At 54.8% G+C, this 20,283-nt stretch carries 20 protein-coding genes; 10 read left to right on the top strand and 10 right to left on the bottom strand.

The window, feature by feature from the left end:
* Positions 1-9: 9 nt before the first annotated feature.
* From LLF79_RS20640 to LLF79_RS20630, 3 genes are read right to left on the bottom strand one after another with little or no spacing between them, the layout of a single operon-like run.
* Positions 10-528, bottom strand: a complete 519-nt coding sequence (locus LLF79_RS20640) for a 2-oxo-tetronate isomerase (protein WP_045353983.1) — start codon at positions 526-528, stop codon at positions 10-12.
* An 11-nt stretch (positions 529-539) separates the two neighbouring features.
* A complete protein-coding gene (locus LLF79_RS20635) occupies positions 540-986 on the bottom strand; it encodes a DUF421 domain-containing protein (protein ID WP_008502280.1) in 447 nt (148 codons plus the stop codon).
* 9 nt (positions 987-995) lie between these two features.
* Positions 996-1,499 (bottom strand): hypothetical protein, encoded by a 504-nt coding sequence (locus tag LLF79_RS20630; protein WP_045336173.1) that lies wholly within the window; start codon positions 1,497-1,499, stop codon positions 996-998.
* Positions 1,500-1,637: 138 nt separating this feature from the next.
* Here LLF79_RS20630 and LLF79_RS20625 point away from each other — a divergent pair, with 138 nt between their 5' ends.
* From LLF79_RS20625 to LLF79_RS20610, 4 genes are all read left to right on the top strand, one after another.
* Complete coding sequence (locus LLF79_RS20625; protein ID WP_008502282.1) at positions 1,638-2,027, top strand: YdeI family stress tolerance OB fold protein; 390 nt, start codon at positions 1,638-1,640, stop codon at positions 2,025-2,027.
* Between the two features lie 64 nt (positions 2,028-2,091).
* A complete protein-coding gene (locus LLF79_RS20620; protein ID WP_021242539.1) occupies positions 2,092-2,976 on the top strand; it encodes an SDR family oxidoreductase in 885 nt (294 codons plus the stop codon).
* A gap of 180 nt (positions 2,977-3,156) precedes the next feature.
* On the top strand, positions 3,157-4,080 hold the full coding sequence (locus LLF79_RS20615; protein ID WP_021242540.1) for a LysR substrate-binding domain-containing protein: 924 nt from the start codon (positions 3,157-3,159) through the stop codon (positions 4,078-4,080).
* A gap of 250 nt (positions 4,081-4,330) precedes the next feature.
* Positions 4,331-6,712, top strand: coding sequence for a glucose/quinate/shikimate family membrane-bound PQQ-dependent dehydrogenase (locus LLF79_RS20610; RefSeq protein ID WP_227880303.1), 2,382 nt, complete (start codon positions 4,331-4,333; stop codon positions 6,710-6,712).
* 118 nt (positions 6,713-6,830) lie between these two features.
* Here LLF79_RS20610 and LLF79_RS20605 read toward each other — a convergent pair whose 3' ends face one another.
* The 3 genes from LLF79_RS20605 to LLF79_RS20595 all read right to left on the bottom strand — a co-directional run bounded on the left by LLF79_RS20605 (position 6,831) and on the right by LLF79_RS20595 (position 10,107).
* Positions 6,831-8,522: a methyl-accepting chemotaxis protein gene (locus LLF79_RS20605; protein WP_025911194.1), complete on the bottom strand. Its 1,692-nt coding sequence runs from the start codon at positions 8,520-8,522 to the stop codon at positions 6,831-6,833.
* Positions 8,523-8,682: 160 nt separating this feature from the next.
* Positions 8,683-9,801 carry an S-(hydroxymethyl)glutathione dehydrogenase/class III alcohol dehydrogenase gene (locus LLF79_RS20600; protein ID WP_021242543.1) on the bottom strand — a complete coding sequence of 373 codons (1,119 nt, stop codon included), beginning with the start codon at positions 9,799-9,801 and terminating at the stop codon, positions 8,683-8,685.
* Positions 9,802-9,831: 30 nt separating this feature from the next.
* Positions 9,832-10,107, bottom strand: coding sequence for a metal/formaldehyde-sensitive transcriptional repressor (locus LLF79_RS20595; RefSeq protein ID WP_008502288.1), 276 nt, complete (start codon positions 10,105-10,107; stop codon positions 9,832-9,834).
* A gap of 200 nt (positions 10,108-10,307) precedes the next feature.
* On the opposite strand from LLF79_RS20595, the gene LLF79_RS20590 reads away from it, so the two are divergent.
* Positions 10,308-10,931, top strand: coding sequence for a hypothetical protein (locus tag LLF79_RS20590; protein ID WP_227880302.1), 624 nt, complete (start codon positions 10,308-10,310; stop codon positions 10,929-10,931).
* A complete protein-coding gene (locus LLF79_RS20585; RefSeq protein WP_224162501.1) occupies positions 10,928-11,425 on the top strand; it encodes a surface-adhesin E family protein in 498 nt (165 codons plus the stop codon). The genes LLF79_RS20590 and LLF79_RS20585 overlap by 4 nt, the downstream gene beginning before the upstream one ends.
* A gap of 83 nt (positions 11,426-11,508) precedes the next feature.
* Here LLF79_RS20585 and LLF79_RS20580 read toward each other — a convergent pair whose 3' ends face one another.
* On the bottom strand, positions 11,509-12,438 hold the full coding sequence (locus tag LLF79_RS20580; protein WP_227880300.1) for a LysR family transcriptional regulator: 930 nt from the start codon (positions 12,436-12,438) through the stop codon (positions 11,509-11,511).
* A 90-nt stretch (positions 12,439-12,528) separates the two neighbouring features.
* Between LLF79_RS20580 and LLF79_RS20575 the strand changes: the two genes are divergently transcribed.
* The 3 genes from LLF79_RS20575 (at position 12,529) to LLF79_RS20565 (ending at position 14,190) form a co-directional block, all read left to right on the top strand.
* Positions 12,529-13,005 (top strand): GNAT family N-acetyltransferase, encoded by a 477-nt coding sequence (locus LLF79_RS20575; RefSeq protein ID WP_008502292.1) that lies wholly within the window; start codon positions 12,529-12,531, stop codon positions 13,003-13,005.
* A 124-nt stretch (positions 13,006-13,129) separates the two neighbouring features.
* Positions 13,130-13,798, top strand: a complete 669-nt coding sequence (locus tag LLF79_RS20570) for an epoxyqueuosine reductase QueH (RefSeq protein WP_227880298.1) — start codon at positions 13,130-13,132, stop codon at positions 13,796-13,798.
* Between the two features lie 119 nt (positions 13,799-13,917).
* Positions 13,918-14,190: a YqjD family protein gene (locus tag LLF79_RS20565; RefSeq protein ID WP_008502294.1), complete on the top strand. Its 273-nt coding sequence runs from the start codon at positions 13,918-13,920 to the stop codon at positions 14,188-14,190.
* Positions 14,191-14,219: 29 nt separating this feature from the next.
* On the opposite strand, the gene LLF79_RS20560 is transcribed toward LLF79_RS20565, so the two are convergent.
* Positions 14,220-15,683 (bottom strand): EAL domain-containing protein, encoded by a 1,464-nt coding sequence (locus LLF79_RS20560; protein ID WP_126325325.1) that lies wholly within the window; start codon positions 15,681-15,683, stop codon positions 14,220-14,222.
* Positions 15,684-15,959: 276 nt separating this feature from the next.
* Between LLF79_RS20560 and LLF79_RS20555 the strand changes: the two genes are divergently transcribed.
* The gene (locus tag LLF79_RS20555) at positions 15,960-16,844 is read left to right on the top strand and encodes a hypothetical protein (RefSeq protein WP_032663545.1); all 885 of its coding nucleotides are present in this window, start codon (positions 15,960-15,962) and stop codon (positions 16,842-16,844) included.
* A gap of 35 nt (positions 16,845-16,879) precedes the next feature.
* Here the strand turns inward: LLF79_RS20555 and LLF79_RS20550 are convergent, their stop codons facing one another.
* A complete protein-coding gene (locus LLF79_RS20550; RefSeq protein WP_008502297.1) occupies positions 16,880-18,055 on the bottom strand; it encodes an HlyD family type I secretion periplasmic adaptor subunit in 1,176 nt (391 codons plus the stop codon).
* Positions 18,052-20,232: a type I secretion system permease/ATPase gene (locus LLF79_RS20545; RefSeq protein ID WP_227880297.1), complete on the bottom strand. Its 2,181-nt coding sequence runs from the start codon at positions 20,230-20,232 to the stop codon at positions 18,052-18,054. The genes LLF79_RS20550 and LLF79_RS20545 overlap by 4 nt, the downstream gene beginning before the upstream one ends.
* Between the last annotated feature and the right edge of the window lie 51 nt (positions 20,233-20,283).

Raw genomic sequence — 20,283 nt, 5'->3', positions numbered from 1 at the left:
CACGTGAACTCAACCGTTATGCCCGTCCGACAATGTTGTTACCAGCTCTGCCAGCGAAAAATGCACCGCTTTTTCCACCACGTCTTGACAGTCTCCGGAGAAAAGCACGGTACGGGTTTTCGTCTCGCCACGTATGTTCCACGCAAAACAGACCGTCCCCGCCGCCGTGCCGTCGTCGCCCCCTTCCGGACCAGCGTATCCGCTGATGGCGATGCTGATATCCGCCTGGGCAATGTCGCGGATGCTGGCGGCCATCTCGGTCACCGTCTGTTCGCTGACGGCGGTATAGCGCGCCAGCGTTTCAGGACGCACGCCGAGGATCCGCGCTTTCGCGGCATCGCTGAACACCACCAGCCCGACATCATAAAAATCGGCCGTGTTCTCTTCAGCGCAGAGCGCCACCGAGAGCTTTCCCCCGGTGCAGGATTCCGCCGTGGTTAAGCGCAGCCCGGCATCGGTTAACTTGCTCGCCAGTTTTTTTGTCAGTTCACCGACGGTGTAATGGTTATCGTGCAAAAGATTGCTCATCTTGCCGCCTCTTATTTCTCGAAAGGAATGATTGAAATATGTCCATTGCGCTCAAGTATGGCATATTTAATTTGGCTTATTTCGGTAATGCCATTATTCTGACGCGCGGAAACCAGAATATCATCGCAAGAGACATCGACCTTTTTGAGTTTATCCGCCAGGGGAACGCCGTTTTCCACCAGAATCACGGGAGTGCCGTCCAGAATATTCTCTACCGGGGAAAAATATTTTTTCATAAGGCCAAAAATAATATCCACTACCACCAGGGTGGTAATCGTAATCATCGCGCCGGTGACGGAAAAATCCTGCCCCAGAAGGGCCTGCTGCGTGGCTTCACTAATTATCAGGAGAAGAATGAGATCAAAGCTGGTCATCTGCAGCAGCGCGCGTCGCCCGGCCACTTTAAATACCACCACGAGGAACAGATAAATCGCCAGCGCACGAAAGACCATATCCATATCAGCCTCCTACGGGTAAATAAATTGCCAGAGGGTGATCTCCGGCTCGTTGTTTACGCGGATGACCGAGTTCCATTTACCGGCGCGGGACGGTGTGGTAAAGAGTAATACCGAAAAGTTGTCCGTCTTTTTCAGGTTGTGATAAACAAAATAGAGGCTATTTCCGTGGCTGAACATGGCGTCCGGCTGGGGCCAGACGCTGCCTGGATCATACGCCTCGCTACTCTCGCTGGTGACGCTGAGGGTATAGGTCCCCTCCGTTTTCACCGGAAACGCAAGCTGCATCCGTGTCTCCGTCTCCCGCCGCCCGAAGCGCTCATAGTTTATGGTCAGCGACTTAGCGGAATTTGTTTTTACCGTATCGCTGACTATTCCGCTTGAAAACAGACCGGCAATGGCGGCAACGATAATACCTAACAGAACAATAAACCCCACCTGACGAAACGCGTATTCAAACGTCAGCAAGCGATACCTTTCCTCAATCCCGGGTAACTTTTCATTTTCTTGCTTCATGGCCATCGTCACCGTTTCGCTTATTATCCGAAAATTATGATTTCTAACGCGAATGTTTTTAGGACTTATCACATTTGCCACATAAAGGAATAGCAACAATACTTAATAAGTCAAGACACCGAAAATGAAGGATATCCGATGAAATTATCGCTTATTTCCGCTTTTTTGATATTTCTGGTTCCGGCCGCATGGGCAGATAATAACGGCGGGTTACAAAAAGGTGAAGCCCCGCCGCCGCCCCACGCGCTGGATAGCGGATATCGCGGAACCGATGATGCGCGTATTATGACCATCGATCAGGCAAAACAACTGCACGACGGTGCGACCATTTCATTACGCGGTAATCTTATTGACGGTAGCGGCGATAAGTTTGTATTTCAGGATAAAACCGGAAAAATCGACGTTATTATTCCCCAGGCAGTCTTCGACGGCAGAACGGTAAAACCCGACCAGATGATCAGCATCAACGGTTCGCTTGATAAAAAATCATCTCCTGCCGTCGTCCGTGTCGATCGTTTGCAGAAATAATTCAGCGAAGCGTTAACGCTGCAGTTATCCATCAAATCTCACCCCTTGGCTTAAGGAGTCAGCTATGAGTGATACCCAACAACGTACGAACGCTTACCCGCAACCCCCGTTCCCGGAACAGCCACAGACGCCACCGGGACTGGCATCCGAAATGCAGCCTGTACCCGACCACGGGGAAACTAGCTACAAAGGGCATGGCCGCCTGGCCGGTAAAAAAGCGCTGATCACCGGCGGTGACTCGGGTATCGGTCGCGCAGTGGCCATCGCCTATGCCCGCGAAGGTGCAGACGTGGCCATTAACTACCTGCCTGAAGAGGAAAAAGACGCCGCGGAGGTCATCGATCTGATCAAAGCCGAAGGCCGGAATGCCGTCGCGCTGCCGGGGGACGTTCGGGACGAAACCTTCTGCCAGAATCTGGTCGAAGAAGCCGTCTCGAAGCTGGGCGGGCTGGATATTCTGGTCAATAACGCCGGTCGTCAGCAGTTCCGTGAATCCCTTGAAGAGCTGACTACCGAAGATTTTGACGCGACGTTTAAAACCAACGTCTATGCCCCCTTCTGGATCACGAAGGCGGCGCTGCGCCACCTGAAAGCCTCGTCCGTTATCATTAATACCTCCTCCGTTCAGGCCGTGAAGCCGAGCCCGGTGCTGCTGGACTACGCCCAGACCAAAGCCTGCCTGGCGGTATTTACCAAATCCTTAGCCAAGCAGCTGGGTCCGAAAGGCATTCGCGTCAACGCGGTCGCTCCCGGACCTTACTGGACGGTGCTGCAATCCAGCGGTGGCCAGCCGATGGAAAAAGTGAAGGAGTTTGGCGGCGATACCCCGCTGGGACGTCCGGGTCAGCCCGTCGAGATTGCCCCGCTGTACGTCACGCTGGCCTCGGATGAATGTTCATTTACCTCCGGCCAGGTATGGTGTTCTGACGGCGGTGACGGCGTGATCTAACCCCTTAACCCTCCCTCTCTGCAGTGAGCAATAAATGAACAAGGATGTTCACATTTCTTCCCCTGCCGAAAAACATGTTGTAACTCAAACAGATCAAATGTTAAAAATATTTTGCTATCAAGTTATCAAAATTAAACAACTTAGCTTGTCACCCGCATCGCTCTGTTTTTAACATCGCCTATGGAAAAAAATGGTCTGTTCAGTCAGCGCATACGCTTGCGCCATTTGCATACATTTGTGGCCGTCGCTCAACAGGGAACGCTGGGGCGTGCGGCTGAAACTCTTAACCTGAGCCAGCCTGCGCTCTCGAAAACCCTCAACGAGCTTGAACAGCTGACCGGCGCCCGTCTTTTTGACCGGGGTCGGCTGGGGGCGCAGCTTACCATCGTGGGCGAACAGTTCCTTACGCACGCCGTCAAAGTGCTGGATGCGCTCAATACCGCAGGCCAGTCGCTGCATCGAAAAGAAGAACACACCAGCGAGGTCGTCCGCGTCGGGGCCCTGCCCACCGCCGCGCTGGGCATTCTTCCGCCGGTGATTGGCCAGTTCCACAAGCAGCAACGGCATACCACGATCCAGGTTGCCACCATGAATAACACCATGCTGCTCGCGGGACTGAAATCGGGCGAGCTGGATATCGGGATTGGCCGCATGTCCGACCCTGAACTGATGGGCGGTCTCAATTACGAGCTGCTGTTCCTGGAATCCCTGAAGCTGGTGGTTCGTCCCGATCACCCTCTGCTGCAGGACACGGTGACGTTAAGCCGCGTCATGGAGTGGCCGGTCGTGGTGTGCCCGAAAGGGACCGTCCCGCGTCAGACCGCCGAAACCTTGCTGCAAATGCAGGGGTGTACGCTGCCCTCAGGGTGTATCGAAACGCTGTCAGCCTCGCTTTCACGCCAGCTCACCCTCGACTATGACTACGTCTGGTTCGTTCCCTCCGGCGCGGTAAAAGATGATTTGCGCCAGGGCACGCTGACCGCTCTCCCCGTAACGGCCCCAGGCGCTGGTGAACCTATCGGCATTTTGACCCGTGTAGATACCCCGCTTTCCACCGGCGCGCAAACGCTGCTGAGCGCCATCCGTAAATCGATGCCGGTTTAATATCCCTCACCCTAGCCCTCTCCCCTGAAGGGGCGAGGGAACAGACCTGCGCGTTAATCAAATAATGCGAAATCATTCATTAACAATTGCGTAAAGCAATTTAACAGTTTTATCATAGCCGTGAATTCACCAAATGGTTCACAAACGGTTTGATAAAAACGAATTCACCCGTACCAATCATCAATCCCACCGCATTTATTACCCAACTGGTACATACCCGACACGGCGGCGGGATCTAAAGGAGAGAGAAATGGCATTTGGCAGCGCGCCACGTGGAATACCGCGTATTCTGCAGTGGCTTCTTGCCGGACTGATGATGCTCATCGGTCTGGCGGTCGGCGGGTTGGGCTTTAAGCTCGCCACCGTAGGCGGGAGTAGTTACTTCCTGATAATGGGCGTGGCAATGGTGATTGCCGCGATCCTGATTTTCCTCAACCGCACCAGCGGGATCCTGCTTTACGGCATCGCGTTTATTGCCTCGCTGTTCTGGGCGGTAAGCGATGCGGGCTGGGATTTCTGGCCGCTCTTCTCCCGCCTGTTTACCTTTGCCGTGCTGGCGTTCCTGTGCGCCATCGTCTGGCCCTTCCTGCGTGCGGCAAACCACACTGCACCAAACAAAGCCCCCGCTTTTGGCGTCGCGGCGCTGCTCGCGGTGGCCATGCTGGTCAGCCTCGGCTGGATGTTTAAGCCGCAAACCCTTGTGGCAGCGAACGAGCCCGTGCCGGTGAAACCCGTCGCACCCGGCGAGCAGCAAAAGAACTGGGAGCACTGGGGCAACACCACCCACGGCGACCGCTTCGCCGCGCTGGATCAGATTAACAAGCAAAACGTCAGCTCGCTGAAAGTCGCGTGGGTTGCGCACACCGGCGATATTCCGCAGAGCAACGGCTCGGGTGCGGAAGATCAGAACACGCCGCTGCAGATTGGCGACACGCTGTATGTCTGTACGCCGTACAGTAAAGTGCTGGCGCTGGACGTGGATTCCGGTAAAGAAAAATGGCGTTATGATTCGAAAGCCACCGCGCCGAACTGGCAGCGCTGCCGCGGTCTGGGCTACTTTGAAGATCATGAAAACGTGACAGCGTCACAGACCGGAACATCGCCAGCGGCATGCCCTCGCCGCCTGTTCCTGCCCACCACCGATGCCCGTCTGATTGCCATTAACGCGGATAACGGCAAGGTCTGCGACGACTTTGGCGATCACGGCACCGTGGATCTGAGCGTCGGCATGGGTGAGATTAAGCCCGGATATTATCAGCAGACCTCCACGCCGCTGGTGGCCGGGAACGTCGTTGTCGTCGGCGGTCGCGTCGCGGATAACTACTCGACCGGCGAGCCGCCGGGCGTGGTTCGCGCCTACGACGTTCACACCGGTAAGCTGGCCTGGGCGTGGGATCCGGGTAATCCGAACCTGACCGGCCTGCCGCCGGAAGGCCAGACCTACACCCGCGGCACGCCGAACGTCTGGTCAGCGATGTCCTACGACGCCAAACTGAACCTGATCTACCTGCCAACCGGCAACGCCACGCCAGACTTCTGGGCGGGCGAGCGTACCGCGCTGGACGATAAGTACAGTTCCTCCATCGTCGCCGTCGACGCGGCCACCGGCCAGGTCCGCTGGCATTTCCAGACCACCCACCACGACCTGTGGGACTTTGACCTGCCTTCCCAGCCGCTGCTGTACGACCTGCCTGACGGCAAGGGCGGCACCACGCCTGTGCTGGTGCAGACCAGCAAGCAGGGCATGATCTTCATGCTTAACCGCGAAACCGGCAAGCCGGTGGCGAAGGTCGAGGAACGCCCTGTCCCGGCGGGTAACGTTGAAGGTGAACGCTACTCCCCAACCCAGCCGTACTCTGTTGGCATGCCGATGATTGGCAACCAGACGCTGACCGAGTCCGACATGTGGGGCGCGACGCCAGTCGACCTGCTGCTGTGCCGCATTCAGTTTAAAGAGATGCGTCATCAGGGCGTCTTCACTCCACCGGGTCTTGACCGTTCCCTGCAGTTCCCTGGCTCACTCGGCGGGATGAACTGGGGCAGCGTCTCCGTTGACCCGAACAACAGCCTGATGTTCGTCAACGATATGCGTCTGGGTCTGGCAAACTACATGGTGCCGCGCGCGAACGTGGCGAAAGATGCCAGCGGCATCGAGATGGGGATTGTCCCGATGGACGGCACGCCGTTCGGTGCGATGCGCGAGCGCTTCCTGTCGCCGCTGGGCATTCCGTGCCAGAAGCCGCCGTTTGGCACCATGTCGGCCGTTGACCTGAAAACCGGCAAGCTGGTGTGGCAGGTTCCTGTTGGCACGGTGGAAGATACCGGCCCGCTGGGCATTCGCATGCACATGCCAATCCCAATCGGCATGCCGACGCTTGGGGCATCGCTCTCGACCCAGTCTGGCCTGCTGTTCTTTGCCGGCACCCAGGATTTCTACCTGCGCGCGTTTGATACCGCCACCGGGAAAGAGATCTGGAAAGACCGCCTGCCGGTCGGCAGCCAGTCCGGCCCGATGACCTACGTGTCGCCGAAAACCGGTAAGCAGTACATCATCATTAACGCCGGTGGCGCCCGCCAGTCGCCGGATCGCGGTGATTACGTTATCGCGTACGCGTTACCTGACAAGAAATAAGATGTGAAAAAGGGACCGAAAGGTCCCTTTTTTTTGCCCGGTGGCGCTACGCTTACGCGGGCCTACAAATACAAGTAGGTCGGGTAAGGCGAAGCCGCCACCCGACAAAACACGCGACTCAGAACGTCTCCCAGTTATCCCCCGAAACTGTCGCCGCCGGGCGCAACGGCGCGCTCGTCGCCACTGGCGCTGACGCCACCGCGCGGTTCGGCTTCGCACCGCTCAGACGAAACGCCCCAACCGCCTCGGTCAGACGCGCGCCCTGTTCTTCCAGAGAAGCCGCCGCTGCGGAGGCTTCTTCCACCAGCGAGGCGTTCTGCTGGGTCACTTTATCCATCTCCGAAATCGCCTGGCTCACCTGGACGATACCGCGACTCTGCTCATCGGACGCCGCGGCAATCTCCAGCATGATGTCGGTGACGCGCTTCACCGCGTCGACGATCTCATTCATGGTGTTACCGGCGGCAACAACTTCACCGGACCCCTGATCGATCAGCGAAACCGATTCGTTGATCAGGCTTTCGATCTCTTTTGCGGCATTCGCACTGCGGCTTGCCAGGGTGCGCACTTCACTGGCCACCACGGCAAATCCGCGCCCCTGTTCACCCGCCCGCGCCGCTTCTACCGCCGCGTTAAGCGCCAGGATATTGGTCTGGAAGGCAATGCTGTTAATCACGGCGGTGATTTCAGAGATCTTCTTCGAGCTGCTGGAGATATTGCCCATGGTTTTCACCACGCCGGAGACCATCTGGCCGCCGCGGGTGGCTTTCCCGGAGGCATCTTCCGCCAGCTTGCTGGCATGATGGGCGTTATCCGCGTTCTGCTTCACCGTCGCGGTCAGCTGTTCCATGCTGGCGGCGGTCTGCTCGATGGCGGCAGCCTGCTGCTCGGTGCGGGACGAGAGATCGGTGTTACCGGCAGAAATTTCGCTGGTGCCACGGTAAATCTCCTCCGCCCCCTGACGCACGGTGCCGACCGTTTTTTCAAGCGAGTGCTGCATGGTTTGCAGATCCCGCGTCAGGCGGCCAATTTCGCTGCGCCCGGCCACGTCGTCCGGCATCGTCAGGTCGCCCTTAGCGATATTCTCGATACGTTTCGCTGCCCGCTGCAGCGGATTGATTACCGTGCGGCGCAGCACGACAAAGGTCATCGCCGTCAGCACCAGCGCCAGCGCAAACGCGCCCACCATAAACATCAGGCCCAGCTGCGTGCGGCTGTGCGCCTGCGCCGTTAGCGCATTGGCACGGTCGGTACGGATCTTAATCGCCTTCAGCAGTACGGCGTTGTACGCGTCGTCCAGCGGACGCGCCGTTTCGTTTTCGTGGTTGATGATCGCCTCGAACATGCCGTTTTTGGCGAATTTGACCATCGGCTGCATGCCCGCGATATAGGCGTCATACCGGGTCTTAAGCTCCGCATCCAGCGCTGCGCCCTCGGCGGTACGCACGGCGCGATTCATGTAGGCGGTAAAGCTCTCCTGAGACTGCTTAATGCGCGTTTCCGCCTCGCTGATGTTCTGCTTCATCGCATCCATCTCTGCGATACGGCTTGCCGCACCGGCGTGGATCAGATTGATACGCGCGGTTCGCAGATGGTTTGAGCTGTTCGACAGCCCCATACGCACCTGAATTTCGGATGTGACATCCTGCTGATCGTTATCGGCCTGCAGCAGGAAATACCCTGCCAGACCCGAGCTCAAGGCAAACAGAAGAATAATGCCACCGAGAATGGAGGAAAACAGCGGAACCAGCCTGATGTGATGCAAGAAGCCCAGCTTGCGCTGCGCCAGCATCGAAGTAGTGTTGTCCATGACCGTCGACTCTCTTGTAGGTAAGATGCGTAAAAACACGCCTGTTAAATAGTCATCGGCACGGCAGAGATTTAGATTACGGCTAAAAACGCCGCACTGGTCACACTTTAGAGAAGATTATTAAAGAAATGCCAGCGGCGAAAAACCGCTGGCAGAAGAGTTACTTGTCGCCGAAATGGATAACGGTACGGATGGATTTTCCTTCGTGCATCAGATCAAACGCCTCGTTGATCTGCTCCAGCGGTAAGCGGTGGGTAATGAACGGATCGAGCTGAATCTTGCCGACCATCGCATCTTCAACCATACCCGGAAGCTGGGTACGGCCCTTCACGCCGCCAAACGCGGAACCGCGCCATACGCGCCCGGTGACCAGCTGGAATGGACGGGTTTTAATCTCCTGGCCCGCACCGGCCACGCCAATGATGATGCTCTCGCCCCAGCCTTTGTGGCAGCACTCCAGCGCGGAACGCATCACGTTGACGTTGCCGATACACTCGAAGCTGAAGTCCACGCCGCCGTCGGTCATCTCAACGATGACGTCCTGAATCGGCTTCTCGTGATCTTTCGGGTTCACGAAATCGGTCGCGCCCATTTCACCCGCCAGCCTGAATTTCTCCGGGTTGGTATCGACCGCGATGATACGACCGGCCTTCGCCTGCACCGCGCCCTGAATCACCGCCAGACCAATGCCGCCGAGACCGAACACCGCCACGGTATCGCCCTCTTTGACTTTTGCGGTGTTATGCACCGCGCCAATACCGGTGGTCACGCCGCAGCCCAGCAGGCAGACTTTATCCAGCGGCGCCTGCGGGTTCACCTTCGCCAGCGAGATCTCCGCGCAAACGGTGTATTCGCTGAAGGTGCTGGTGCCCATGTAGTGATAAACCGGCTCGCCGTTGTACGAGAAACGGGTCGTCCCGTCGGGCATCAGCCCTTTCCCCTGGGTGGCGCGAACGGCCTGGCAGAGGTTAGTTTTGCCGGATTTACAGAACTTACACTCGCCGCATTCCGCGGTGTACAACGGGATCACGTGATCGCCCGGCTTCAGGCTGGTCACGCCCTCGCCCACTTCCACCACAATCCCGCCGCCTTCATGGCCGAGCACCGCCGGGAAGACGCCTTCCGGGTCGTCGCCCGAGAGCGTAAACGCATCGGTATGACATACGCCGGTATGGGTGATTTTGATCAGCACTTCGCCTTTCTTCGGCGGTGCCACGTCAATTTCAACGATTTTGAGCGGCTGGCCGGGGCCAAATGCAACTGCAGCGCGAGATTTCATATGTCTTCCCTTCTTGTCAGGTATGTGGATTTATTTTAGATAAGAGCGCAGTAAATGGCCGACTTCCGCCATACGAACGGCACGCTGATCCGGCGTGGTGTCCCCCGCTACCAGCTCATCTTTGAGGTGAATTTCAACCATTTCGCCCATCAGGCCATTGGCAGCCCCGCGCACGGCGGCAATTTGCTGCAGGATGGCCAGACAGGGGTCGCCGGACTCCAGCGCGCGTTCCAGGGCATCAACCTGGCCCCGAATGCGGCGGACGCGGGTAAGAATACGTTTTTTATCTTCGGGTGAATGCGGCATACGCCCTCCTGATACTATAGGGGGGTATGGTACCTATTTTGTTACCGCTGTGTAAACCTAAAGATTAGAGGGTTGAGGTTTTGTACAAAACTCGGGGGAGGCATTGAATACGCCAGATAACGAAGCAAAATAAAAAAGCGTAAAGTCTCATCCTGATAAGCCGATAAAAACAGGGTCTTTTTTTTATATAGGGATATTACATGCGTAAACTCATCTCCTCCATTGGGCTCATAGCAGGTATGGCTGTAGCCACACCCACGGTTCACGCCAGCACGTTGACACAAACGTTGACCCGCTGCGACTCAACCTTATTCAACGAGATTTATCATCAGCGAGCCAAACTCAGTCGCGTAGCCCCCTTAACGCTTAACAAGCATTCGCAGGCCTGGTTCAAAGCCCCTGAAGACGGCAATCGCACCATCTGGTTTGCTCAACCGCTGCATGAATTAAATCTGACGGTATCGGGATATTACCTGCAAACCAGCAATCTCGATGAAATCAATTACGGTAAGTACTATTACTGGGGACTCATTTTCAAAGAGTCACAAGAAGAAGTGATGTCCAGACTTGATCATTTGTCCTGGAAAAAGGCGGGAGATGATTATGTTTCTCAGACGATGATTAAAATCAACCCAAACAGTGACTGGGAAGACAACGCGCAGGCGGTGTCAGGTATTGCTCCTGCAAAAGAAAGTACCGAAAAGCTGTTAATGCTCAGCAAAAGCAAAGACGGGACATTATTGCTCTGTACCGTTCAGGGAAATGTAACGCCTGACATGCTGACGAGATTACGACCTGATTTATCCGCAGGGGATGCGAAATGAAAAAGCTAACATGGCTGTTATTACTTATGCTGACAGGTTGTACCGGGACAAGTAAACCCCAGCCCCAGTCTCCCCCCAAGCCACCGGCAGGCGTCATAAAAATCCTTGAAGATAAAAGAATTGCTTCGTATATCGATTTTCGGGTGATTTCAACTTATCAGGGTAACGACCGCTTACGCCGCTTTTATTTCATCAATAACTACGCCGAGAAGACACTCATTATAAAAAATCCTCCCGTCTACATAGCGAGCTCACGGGCAATCGACGTGATTAACTGCGACAAAAACCAGCGTGCCGTTATGGCGCGAACCTATTTTTCGAAACCGTTCGCGGAAGGCGATGTCGTACATGTGACACAGGATGTGGGACAATGGGAAAGTTACCCGAAAGACTCTCTTTTTGGGATAATAGCGGAAAGCATGTGCAGTATTCCCGTTGAAAAACTCAAGCCAGAGCCAGCGAAAGATAATCGAAAACCGTTACTGGATGAATAAAATCTTCAGGACCTAAGCTTCTATGGACAGACTCGCTCTGCTCTATATTAAAGCGCGGGCTGGGCTGTCCGCTAACAAATAGCCTACCGTCCCCTGACAGCCTGCGCCAGCATCTGCAGTTCCTCCTTCAGCCAGCGCGTTGCGCCCCGCTGGGCGCTGCGTTTATGCGAGTAAATTTTCACTTCAAACGTGCGTATCGAGAACGGTAAAGGAAAAATCCTCAGGCCTGCTGCCGTAACCAGCTTCTCAGCGGCGTAACGAGGAATGGCCATCAGCAGGTCACTTTCCGCTACGATAAACGGTGCGCTGAGCATCGACGGCGTTTTGATCGCGATTTGTCGGGTATAGCCCAGTTGCTCAAGCCGTACGTCAAGAACGCCCTGCTTCTCATTCCATGGCGTCACCACCAGGTGTCGGGCCGCGAGATACTCCTCCAGCGTCAGCCGCGTCCGGCGCGCGTTGCTGATGACCACATACTCATCTTCAAACCAGCCGATCTCTTCCAGTTCCGGATGACGGATATCCTCCGGCGTGCTGAAACCCAGCGCCAGATCCACCTCGCCCGCCAGCAGTTCCGTCAGCGCCGGGCTGTGCGGCAGATAGCGCAATTCAAAGCGTAAACCCGGGGCTGTAAGCTGCAGCCTGTGCATCAGAGCCGGAAAAATGCACAGCGCGGTAAAGTCCGTTATCGCAATCTGAAGGCTCTCCGTACTGCTGGCTGCATCAAACTCCGGCTGCGGAGTCAGCTCATGATTCAGGAACGACAGTGCGGAAGCAATCGAAGGCGCGAGCTGAGAAGCATACACGCTGGGGGACATGCGGTGCCCTTCGCGGAAGAACAGCGGGTCATTCAGGGTGGCACGCAGACGCGACAGCGCATGGCTGAGCGCGGATGTGCTCATCGCCAGCTCGTCAGCGGCCAGCCGAACGGAGCGGTGGCGGTAAATCGCGTCGAAAACGGGCAGCAGGTTTAAATCAAGACGTCTCAGGGCCGGATGCATAATATTCATCATTTGTTGATTTCATTGCACTTAATTCTTCAGACAATACGCCGTATGCTTAACGCAATCAATCAAGACGCACGCTAAAAAGCAGGAAAAACAATGAGCATCACCCTTCGTCAGGCACGCCCCGAAGATGCGGCAGCCATTTACGCCATGATTTATGAGCTGGCGGTGTATGAAAAAGCCCCGGAAGAAGTGGTTACCACGCCGGAGGAGATCCGGGAAACGCTCTTTGGCGCAGGTACTAAAACCGAAGCGCTGATCGCGGAGTGTGAAGGCAAGATCGCCGGCTATGCCGTGTTCTTCACCAGCTATTCAACCTGGCTTGGCCGCAACGGGATTTATATGGAAGATCTGTATGTTTCCCCAGCTTATCGCGGCCTGGGGGCGGGAAAAGCACTGCTGAAACATATCGCCCAGCTCGCCGTACAACGGCAGTGCGGTCGCCTTGAATGGAGCGTGCTGGACTGGAACCAGCCCGCCATCGATTTTTATCTGAGCATTGGCGCGCTCCCGCAGTCCGAATGGGTGCGCTACCGTCTTGACGGAGAAGCGTTGCTCAAATTTGCCGAATAGCGTCACGTCATACCCGAGAAGATCCCGCCCCGCGGGATCGCGCTTTCCTGCGTCGATCCCGTCTCAACAGATTATGAATTTATGCTACCCTTCCATAAATTTCATAAACATAGTGCAGAACGCCATGACGACAGCCCCTTTTATCCGCCCTCAACTCACCCTGCCAAACGGCGCTGACAAACTGCTGCTGCACTCCTGCTGCGCCCCCTGCTCCGGTGAAGTGATGGAGGCTATTCAGGCGTCGGGCATTGAGTACGCCATTTTCTTCTATAACCCCAATATCCATCCGCAAAAGGAATACCTCATTCGTAAGGAGGAGAATATTCGCTTTGCGGAAAAGCACGGCGTGCCGTTTGTTGATGCCGATTACGACACCGATAACTGGTTTGAGCGCGCGAAAGGCATGGAATGGGAACCCGAGCGCGGCGTCCGCTGCACCATGTGCTTCGATATGCGTTTCGAGCGTACGGCGCTCTATGCGGCAGAAAATGGATTCAGCGTCATCAGCAGCTCGCTGGGGATCTCCCGCTGGAAGAACATGCAGCAGATAAATGACTGCGGCCAGCGTGCGGCGGCGCGCTATCCGGGTATGGTGTACTGGGACTATAACTGGCGTAAACAGGGCGGCTCCTCGCGCATGATTGAGATCAGCAAGCGAGAACAGTTTTACCAGCAGGAATACTGCGGCTGCGTTTATTCGCTCAGGGACAGTAACCTGCACCGTAAGTCACAGGGCCGCCCGCTGATCCGCATCGGGAAACTGTTTTACGGTCAGGATGACAATGAGAAATAACGGGTTCCGGGTATAGAGATATATCCGAAAACCGCCCTTTCAGGTGCCGAATTTAGCCTTTCGTCTGCCGTATCCACAAAGAGCGGCTATCCTTTAACTATCAACAAAAGGAGGCAAAAATGTCTGATTTCGGTACTGATAAAAACACCCAGTTTGCTGAAGATAAAGCAAAAAATAAATTTGATGAACTTGCAGGTTCAGCGCAGCAGCAGTTTGGTGAATTCGTTGATTCACCAAAACATCAGGTTAAAGGTGCTGCTAAAAAATATGCCGCTCAGGCCAGCGATGCCGTTTCCGATGTCACTGAAGCCGTCAGAAACAATCCCCTCACCGGCCTCGTTGCCGCGGGTGCAATCGGTATTGTTCTCGGCTTGTTGCTGGGCCGGAAATAACCCAGGGCCCTTCGGGGCTTTATTTTTTCTTAACTAAACAACCTGACCATGCGGTCTAACTCCTCCTCTTTCACGGCACGCGATAAATAATATCCCTGAAAGTTCTTGATGCCCAGCTCGACTAATTTCTCAAACTTTTCTTCACTATCAACCCCCTCTGCAATACAGTCCGTTCCGGTCATGTCGCTGTAAACCTGTATCGCTTTAATCAAATTATAGTCATTGTCGTTTGCCACAAAATGCTCAACGATGTCCCGATCCAGCTTAAGCCCATCGAAATGCACCTGGCGCACCGGGAACATGGTTTGATGGTTAGAGAAGCAGTCATCCAGGAACAATCGACACCCCGTATTGCGTAAATGCCGCATGGTTTCAGGGATCCTTTTGTCCTTCGTCACGTCAATATCTTCTGCAAATTCAAAAACCAGCTTTTCAGCCCACTGCGGTTTGAGCAGCATGCCGATGGCTTTCCGTGCCATATCAGGCAAAGCATTCCCGGACGCCAGACGAGGCGGAATATTCACTGAAAAATAGTATTTCCCGTTATACTTATTAATACCTGAAACGGCGGCATGGATGACCAAAGCCGTAATTTTCAGCCAGATTTCATGATTGGAAACATCCGTTAAAAAACTGGCAGGCTTGACAATTTTACCGTTTTTATTCCAGCGAATCAGGATTTCAAACCCAACCCCTTTTTTATCTCGATCGGTAATAATCTGATATGCCGGGAATATTTCCCGATTACGTAACGCATTAAAAATTTCGGCTTCTTTTTCCGTGAACCCCACTTTTTGACGCGGGTGTTTATCAGGTTTATCTGCTTTAAAATTGTGCGGATCGTGTAACCAGCGCTTAATTAAACGTAATTTAAGCACGCCTTCCTTTCGGTGGGTATAAACCGTTTTATTCGACAATCCCATTCTATCGCACATTTCCTTTACGGACATACCACGATAGAAATTTAATAAAACGTCAATCTCTCTTCTTGTTAACCACTTTAGATTTTCTTCAGAGCCAATATCCATGTAGCGTTCGCGTAATACTCGAGAACGATCCTTAAAGCTTTTGTAATGGGTATTAAAACAGCCTACTATGTCCGAAACGCTGGCTACGCGAATCAATGATAATTGATAACTGTTATTTAAAAGACTGCCCAGCGTGCGGTACAGCCAGCCGTCAGGAATATCACCATACAGGGTGACATGCCGAATAACGGGGAGTGCATTGAGTACCGAGGCCAGTCGCTTCAGGCTTTCCAGGAGATTGACGACACCTTTCCCGAGGAACACCACGATATGGGCATCCTGATTTTTAAGGATATTTTCAACATCCTGTTGGGATGCCTCATCTCCGTTAAAGTGAATTTGGGAAGCGTGGATCCCGTACTTATTGAGGATCGAACAATACCCCTGAAATGTGAAGCCGCAGGCTGAGATGACAAATTTATGTTCATCGCAAACCCCATTTTTGAGAGACATTTTTTGGGTCATAACCCGCTCCTGGGCACCAAAGCGCCATTTCTGTTTGAGTATGCGTAAAATCTATTGCATCTGTTGCGTAGTATAATTTTACAGTAGCACCCAGGGTTAAGAAACTGTTATCAGCCTAATTCACCGGAACATCTTTGCGTTAATCACAAACGTTTAACTATACTTTTCTTTTCAAATAACCACGGCAAATGTTTTATTCTCAGGGTATAATGAAAATTCCGAAAAAGAAGACTGGACACTTCATCTATCGGCTCATTCAAATACGAGAAAAATGCTATGGATAATCATATCTCATCCAGGGCCTTGCTACATCGAAGGGATGTCATAAAGAGCAATCCACGATTCGGTGAGGCAATATTAGAGCACTACACAATTAATGACACCATCTACAAAAAACAACCTTTGTTCTACAAGACAATGCTACAGGAATCACGGTTCAACATTATCCTCTCCATGTGTTGTTTTATTTTTGGCAATCAGGCCGAGTCAGTTTCTGAAATTAAAGAGTTATGTTCTCGCTATAAGATAGCCAGCCCCAACAGCGTTATTGCGATCATTACGATACTCAGAACCACCGGGCGCATCAGGACCTGGCGCTGTACGGAAGACAGACGAAAGACGAGAATCGCGCCAACCGAAAAAGGCCTGAATGAACTAAAGCGTTATATGTCCGGCGCTTTTTTGCCCGTCAGTATTCTTTATCCGACATTTAATATTAATGTAAACCTGCTGGATAATGATATTTTGAGAAGCAACTTCTTTCGCCGCGCGGCAGAATATCTTTTTCGGGGATTAACGTTCAGAAAGGTTTTGCCTGAAGTAGGATTATTTATTGATAAAGATGGTGGCCGTATGATTATGCTTTATCTTTACCTGCAGGCTATGAAAAACAAATCCGCCCATGGTGCCGTTATTGACTATTCAGCCAGCACGCTCGCAAAAGAATTTTTTGTATCGCGCATCCACGTCAACCGGATTATCAAATCAGCTCAGGAGGCGGGCTATCTTAAAGATCGGGGTGATGGTCGGCTATCGGTCTATCCGGCGTTTATCGAACTCGTCGAAAATTATGCCGGATTATATTTTGCGTATGTCACGCATTACATCAACGTGGTTCCTAAAGAGCGACGCCACGCTCACAACGTGACGTCAACCGTATAATTCACCAGGCGTTCGGTGTTCCGAACGCCCTTCACCTATCGTTCCCGCAGCGCCTCTTTTGCCTTGTTCAGCGGTTTCAACAGATAATCCAGAATGGTTTTGCTGCCGGTTTTAATATCAACGGTGGCAATCATGCCCGGAAAGACCGGAAATTCCTGACCCTGCTTATTGGTCAGATGGTTACTGTCGGTACGAATATAGACGCGATAGTAATAAACATCTCTTTTCACCTCATCCTGCAGGGTGTCCGGTGAAATCATGGTTACTTCCCCTTCCAGCCCGCCGTAAATGGAGTAGTCATAGGCCGTCACTTTCACCAGCGCCTTCTGGCCAGGATGGATAAACGCCACATCGCGCGGCGAAATTTTCGCCTCAATCACCATCTGATCGTCAAGCGGAACCAGACTCATCAGCTTGCCGTTCGGCGGGATGACGCCGCCCACGGTCGTGACGTCAATATCCTTTACGATCCCGCGAACAGGCGCATTGAAGGTCAGTCGGGTCAGGGAGTCTTCCCGACCCTTCATCACCGAACGCTGGGCTTCAATCTCCGCATTGGCTTTCGCCAGCTCTTCACGGGCGCGAACGTAATACTGGTTTTTCATCTCGGTGATTTTATTCTCAAGCTCATTTTTTTGACGCTCAAGACGCAGCACCTCCACCTTGCTGGCCGCCCCCTGGGTAACCAGCGGACGGGTCAACGACAGCTCGCGTTGCACCAGCTCGGCACCCTGACGTAAACCAGCCAGCCCCTTTTCAAGGCTCTCGCGACGGGACTGATAGAGCGCCGTTTCCTGCTTAACCAGCTCAACGTCGTCATCCAGCTCCTCGGGAAACGTCAGCTCCGTGTCGTTAACTTCGGCCTTCAGGCGTGCCGCCGTGGCCAGCGCCGCATTCAGACGCGACTCGCTTTCCAGCACGCTCGACTCGGTTTTTGTCCGATCGAGCTGCGCGAGCTGCTGGCCGCGCTCGACGATGTCGCCTTCGCGCACCATCAGGCTGTGGATAATGCCGCCTTCCAGGGACTGGATGACCTGCTCATGAGAAGACGGTATCACCTTACCGCTGCCGGTCGTCACCTCATCAAGATGGAACAGGCTCGCCCAGGCGATAAACGCCGCCAGCAGGGCGAACAGCGACCATGCCACCAGCGTGGCGCGCGGAAGGCGCGGCTCTTTCAGTCGGCTATTAAAACGGGAGAAATCATTCATGCCGCGCCCTCCTCTGCAACCGCCGCCGGTTTCATGGTCACGGTGCGCTGTGCTGTCTTTTGCGGCACCATACCGTGCTGGTGCAGGATGGCGTCGCGCGGGCCGTCCATCACCACCTTGCCGTTTTCCAGCACGATGATGCGGTCGACCAGATCCAGAATCGGCAGGCGATGCGTGGCCACCACCAGCGTCCGGCGTTTACCCAGCCATGTGTGAAGATGCTGAATAAACTGCTTCTCGCTCATTTCGTCCAGCCAGGCGGTAGGCTCGTCCAGCAGCAGAATAGTCGGCGAGGTGATCAGGGCGCGCGCCAGCAAAAGCGCCTGACGCTGACCGCCGGAGAGGCCCGTTCCGCCCTCGTTGATGATGGTGTTCAACCCCATTTTCTGTTTGCGCACAAACTCCAGCGCGCCGCTGTTGACCAGCGCCTGGTGAATCTCATCGTCGGTCGCCAGCGGGTTGCCCATCAGGATGTTGTCCCGCACGGAGCCAAAGAACAGACGGGCCTGCTGGCTCAGCAGCTGCATGTCGCGACGCACGTCGGCCGGGTCGAGATGATTAAGGGCAATATCGTCCAGCAGAATGCTGCCCTGCTGCGGCTCCTGCATGCCCGCCAGAAGCTGTAGGAGCGTGCTTTTGCCGGAGCCATTGCGCCCGAGCACCGCCACGCGTTCTCCGGCGCGGATCTGCAGCTTGCTGATGTTGAGCACGGTGAGTTTCTCTTCCTCGTCGTAATAAAACCCGACGTCCTCAAGCGCATAGTCGCCGCGCAGGTGGGCTTTGTGCACCTTCTTGCCGTGCTGCGGATCGTCAATCGGCCGCTGCATCAGGTCGTCCAGCCCCTTGCGGGCCACTTTTGCCGACTGCCAGCGCGAGAGCACGCCTGAGATCTGCGACAGCGGCGCAATGGTCCGCGACGCCAGAATCGAGGTGCCCACCAGCGCACCGGTGGTCATGTCACCGCTGATGACCAGATAGCAGCCCACCAGCAGCACCACCGCGTAAACAATCGACTGCACCTCCTGCGTCCAGGTGAGCAGCAGGCCCGTCAGCCAGCGCTGCTTCATGCCGACGCTGGCGGCGACGTCGTTGGTGTTATTCCACTGGTTCTGGAAACGCTGCTCGGCGCGCATCAGCTTGATGTCTTCAATGCCCTGCACCGCTTCCACCAGCGTGGCGTTACGAATGGCGGATTCACGCATCCCTTCGCTGGAGAGTTTCCCCAGCGGGCGCTGCACCAGCAGGCCAGGAATAAGCAACAGCGGCACGGCGAGCAGGACCACCAGCACCAGCGGACCGCCAATCATCCACAGAATGAAGACGAACAGCAGGAAGAACGGCAGATCGGAGAGGGCCGCAATGGTCGTCGAGGTGATCAGCTCGCGCACCGACTCCAGCTCGCGGATCTGCGCGATAAACGATCCGGTTGATTTTGAGCGTGCGCCGTTTTTAATCCGCAGCGCGTGGGCAAAGACGCGTTCAGAGATGCGCAGATCGGCGCGCTTCCCCACCACGTCGGAAATGTGCACGCGCAGCATGCGCATGATGAATTCGAACACGATGGCAATCATCACGCCGCCAAACAGCACCCACAGCGTGGCTTCTGACTGCGACGGTACCACCCTGTCGTAGACCTGCATGGAGAAGACCATGCCGGAAAGCGCCAGCACGTTGGCGACCAGCGCCACCAGCATAATGTCGCCGTAACGTCGCCAGTCCTTCAGCGCCAGCTGCCAGAACCAGTTTTTCTCATACGGTTTGATGTAGTCATCCACGCGGGCATCCGGCGTGGACTCGAGCGGGCGCAGCACCATCAGGCCCTTTAATCGCGACCCGAGCGCCTCGCGCGTCAGCGTCGTCTCCAGGCCGCCGTCGCCGCTGAACTGCAGGCTGACGTTGCCTTCGTTGTCCATGCGGTTGATCACCGCAATCTGCCCGCCGGTGAATTCCGCCAGCAGCGGCAGACGCCACGGATCGAGGGATGCCTCTTCCGCCGCCACCACGCGCATCCCCAGCCCAAGCTGGCGCGCCATCTCCTCCAGCACCAGCTGGCGCGGCGACTGGCTTTCATGGTTAATTGAGACCCGAACGTGCTCCACCGAAAAGTCCAGCCGGTAGTGCTTCGCGATGATGAGCATGCCCTGCAGCCAGGGTTCGTACTGTGGATGTGTCTTCATAATCTCCGGGGTAACGCAATTCGTCTAAAGAAACGCCAAAAGGCCGCGGGG

This window comes from Enterobacter cloacae complex sp. 2021EL-01169, assembly GCF_020733125.1.
In the GTDB taxonomy this organism is placed as follows: domain Bacteria; phylum Pseudomonadota; class Gammaproteobacteria; order Enterobacterales; family Enterobacteriaceae; genus Enterobacter; species Enterobacter roggenkampii.
This window is presented reverse-complemented; position numbering and strand designations above follow the sequence as displayed.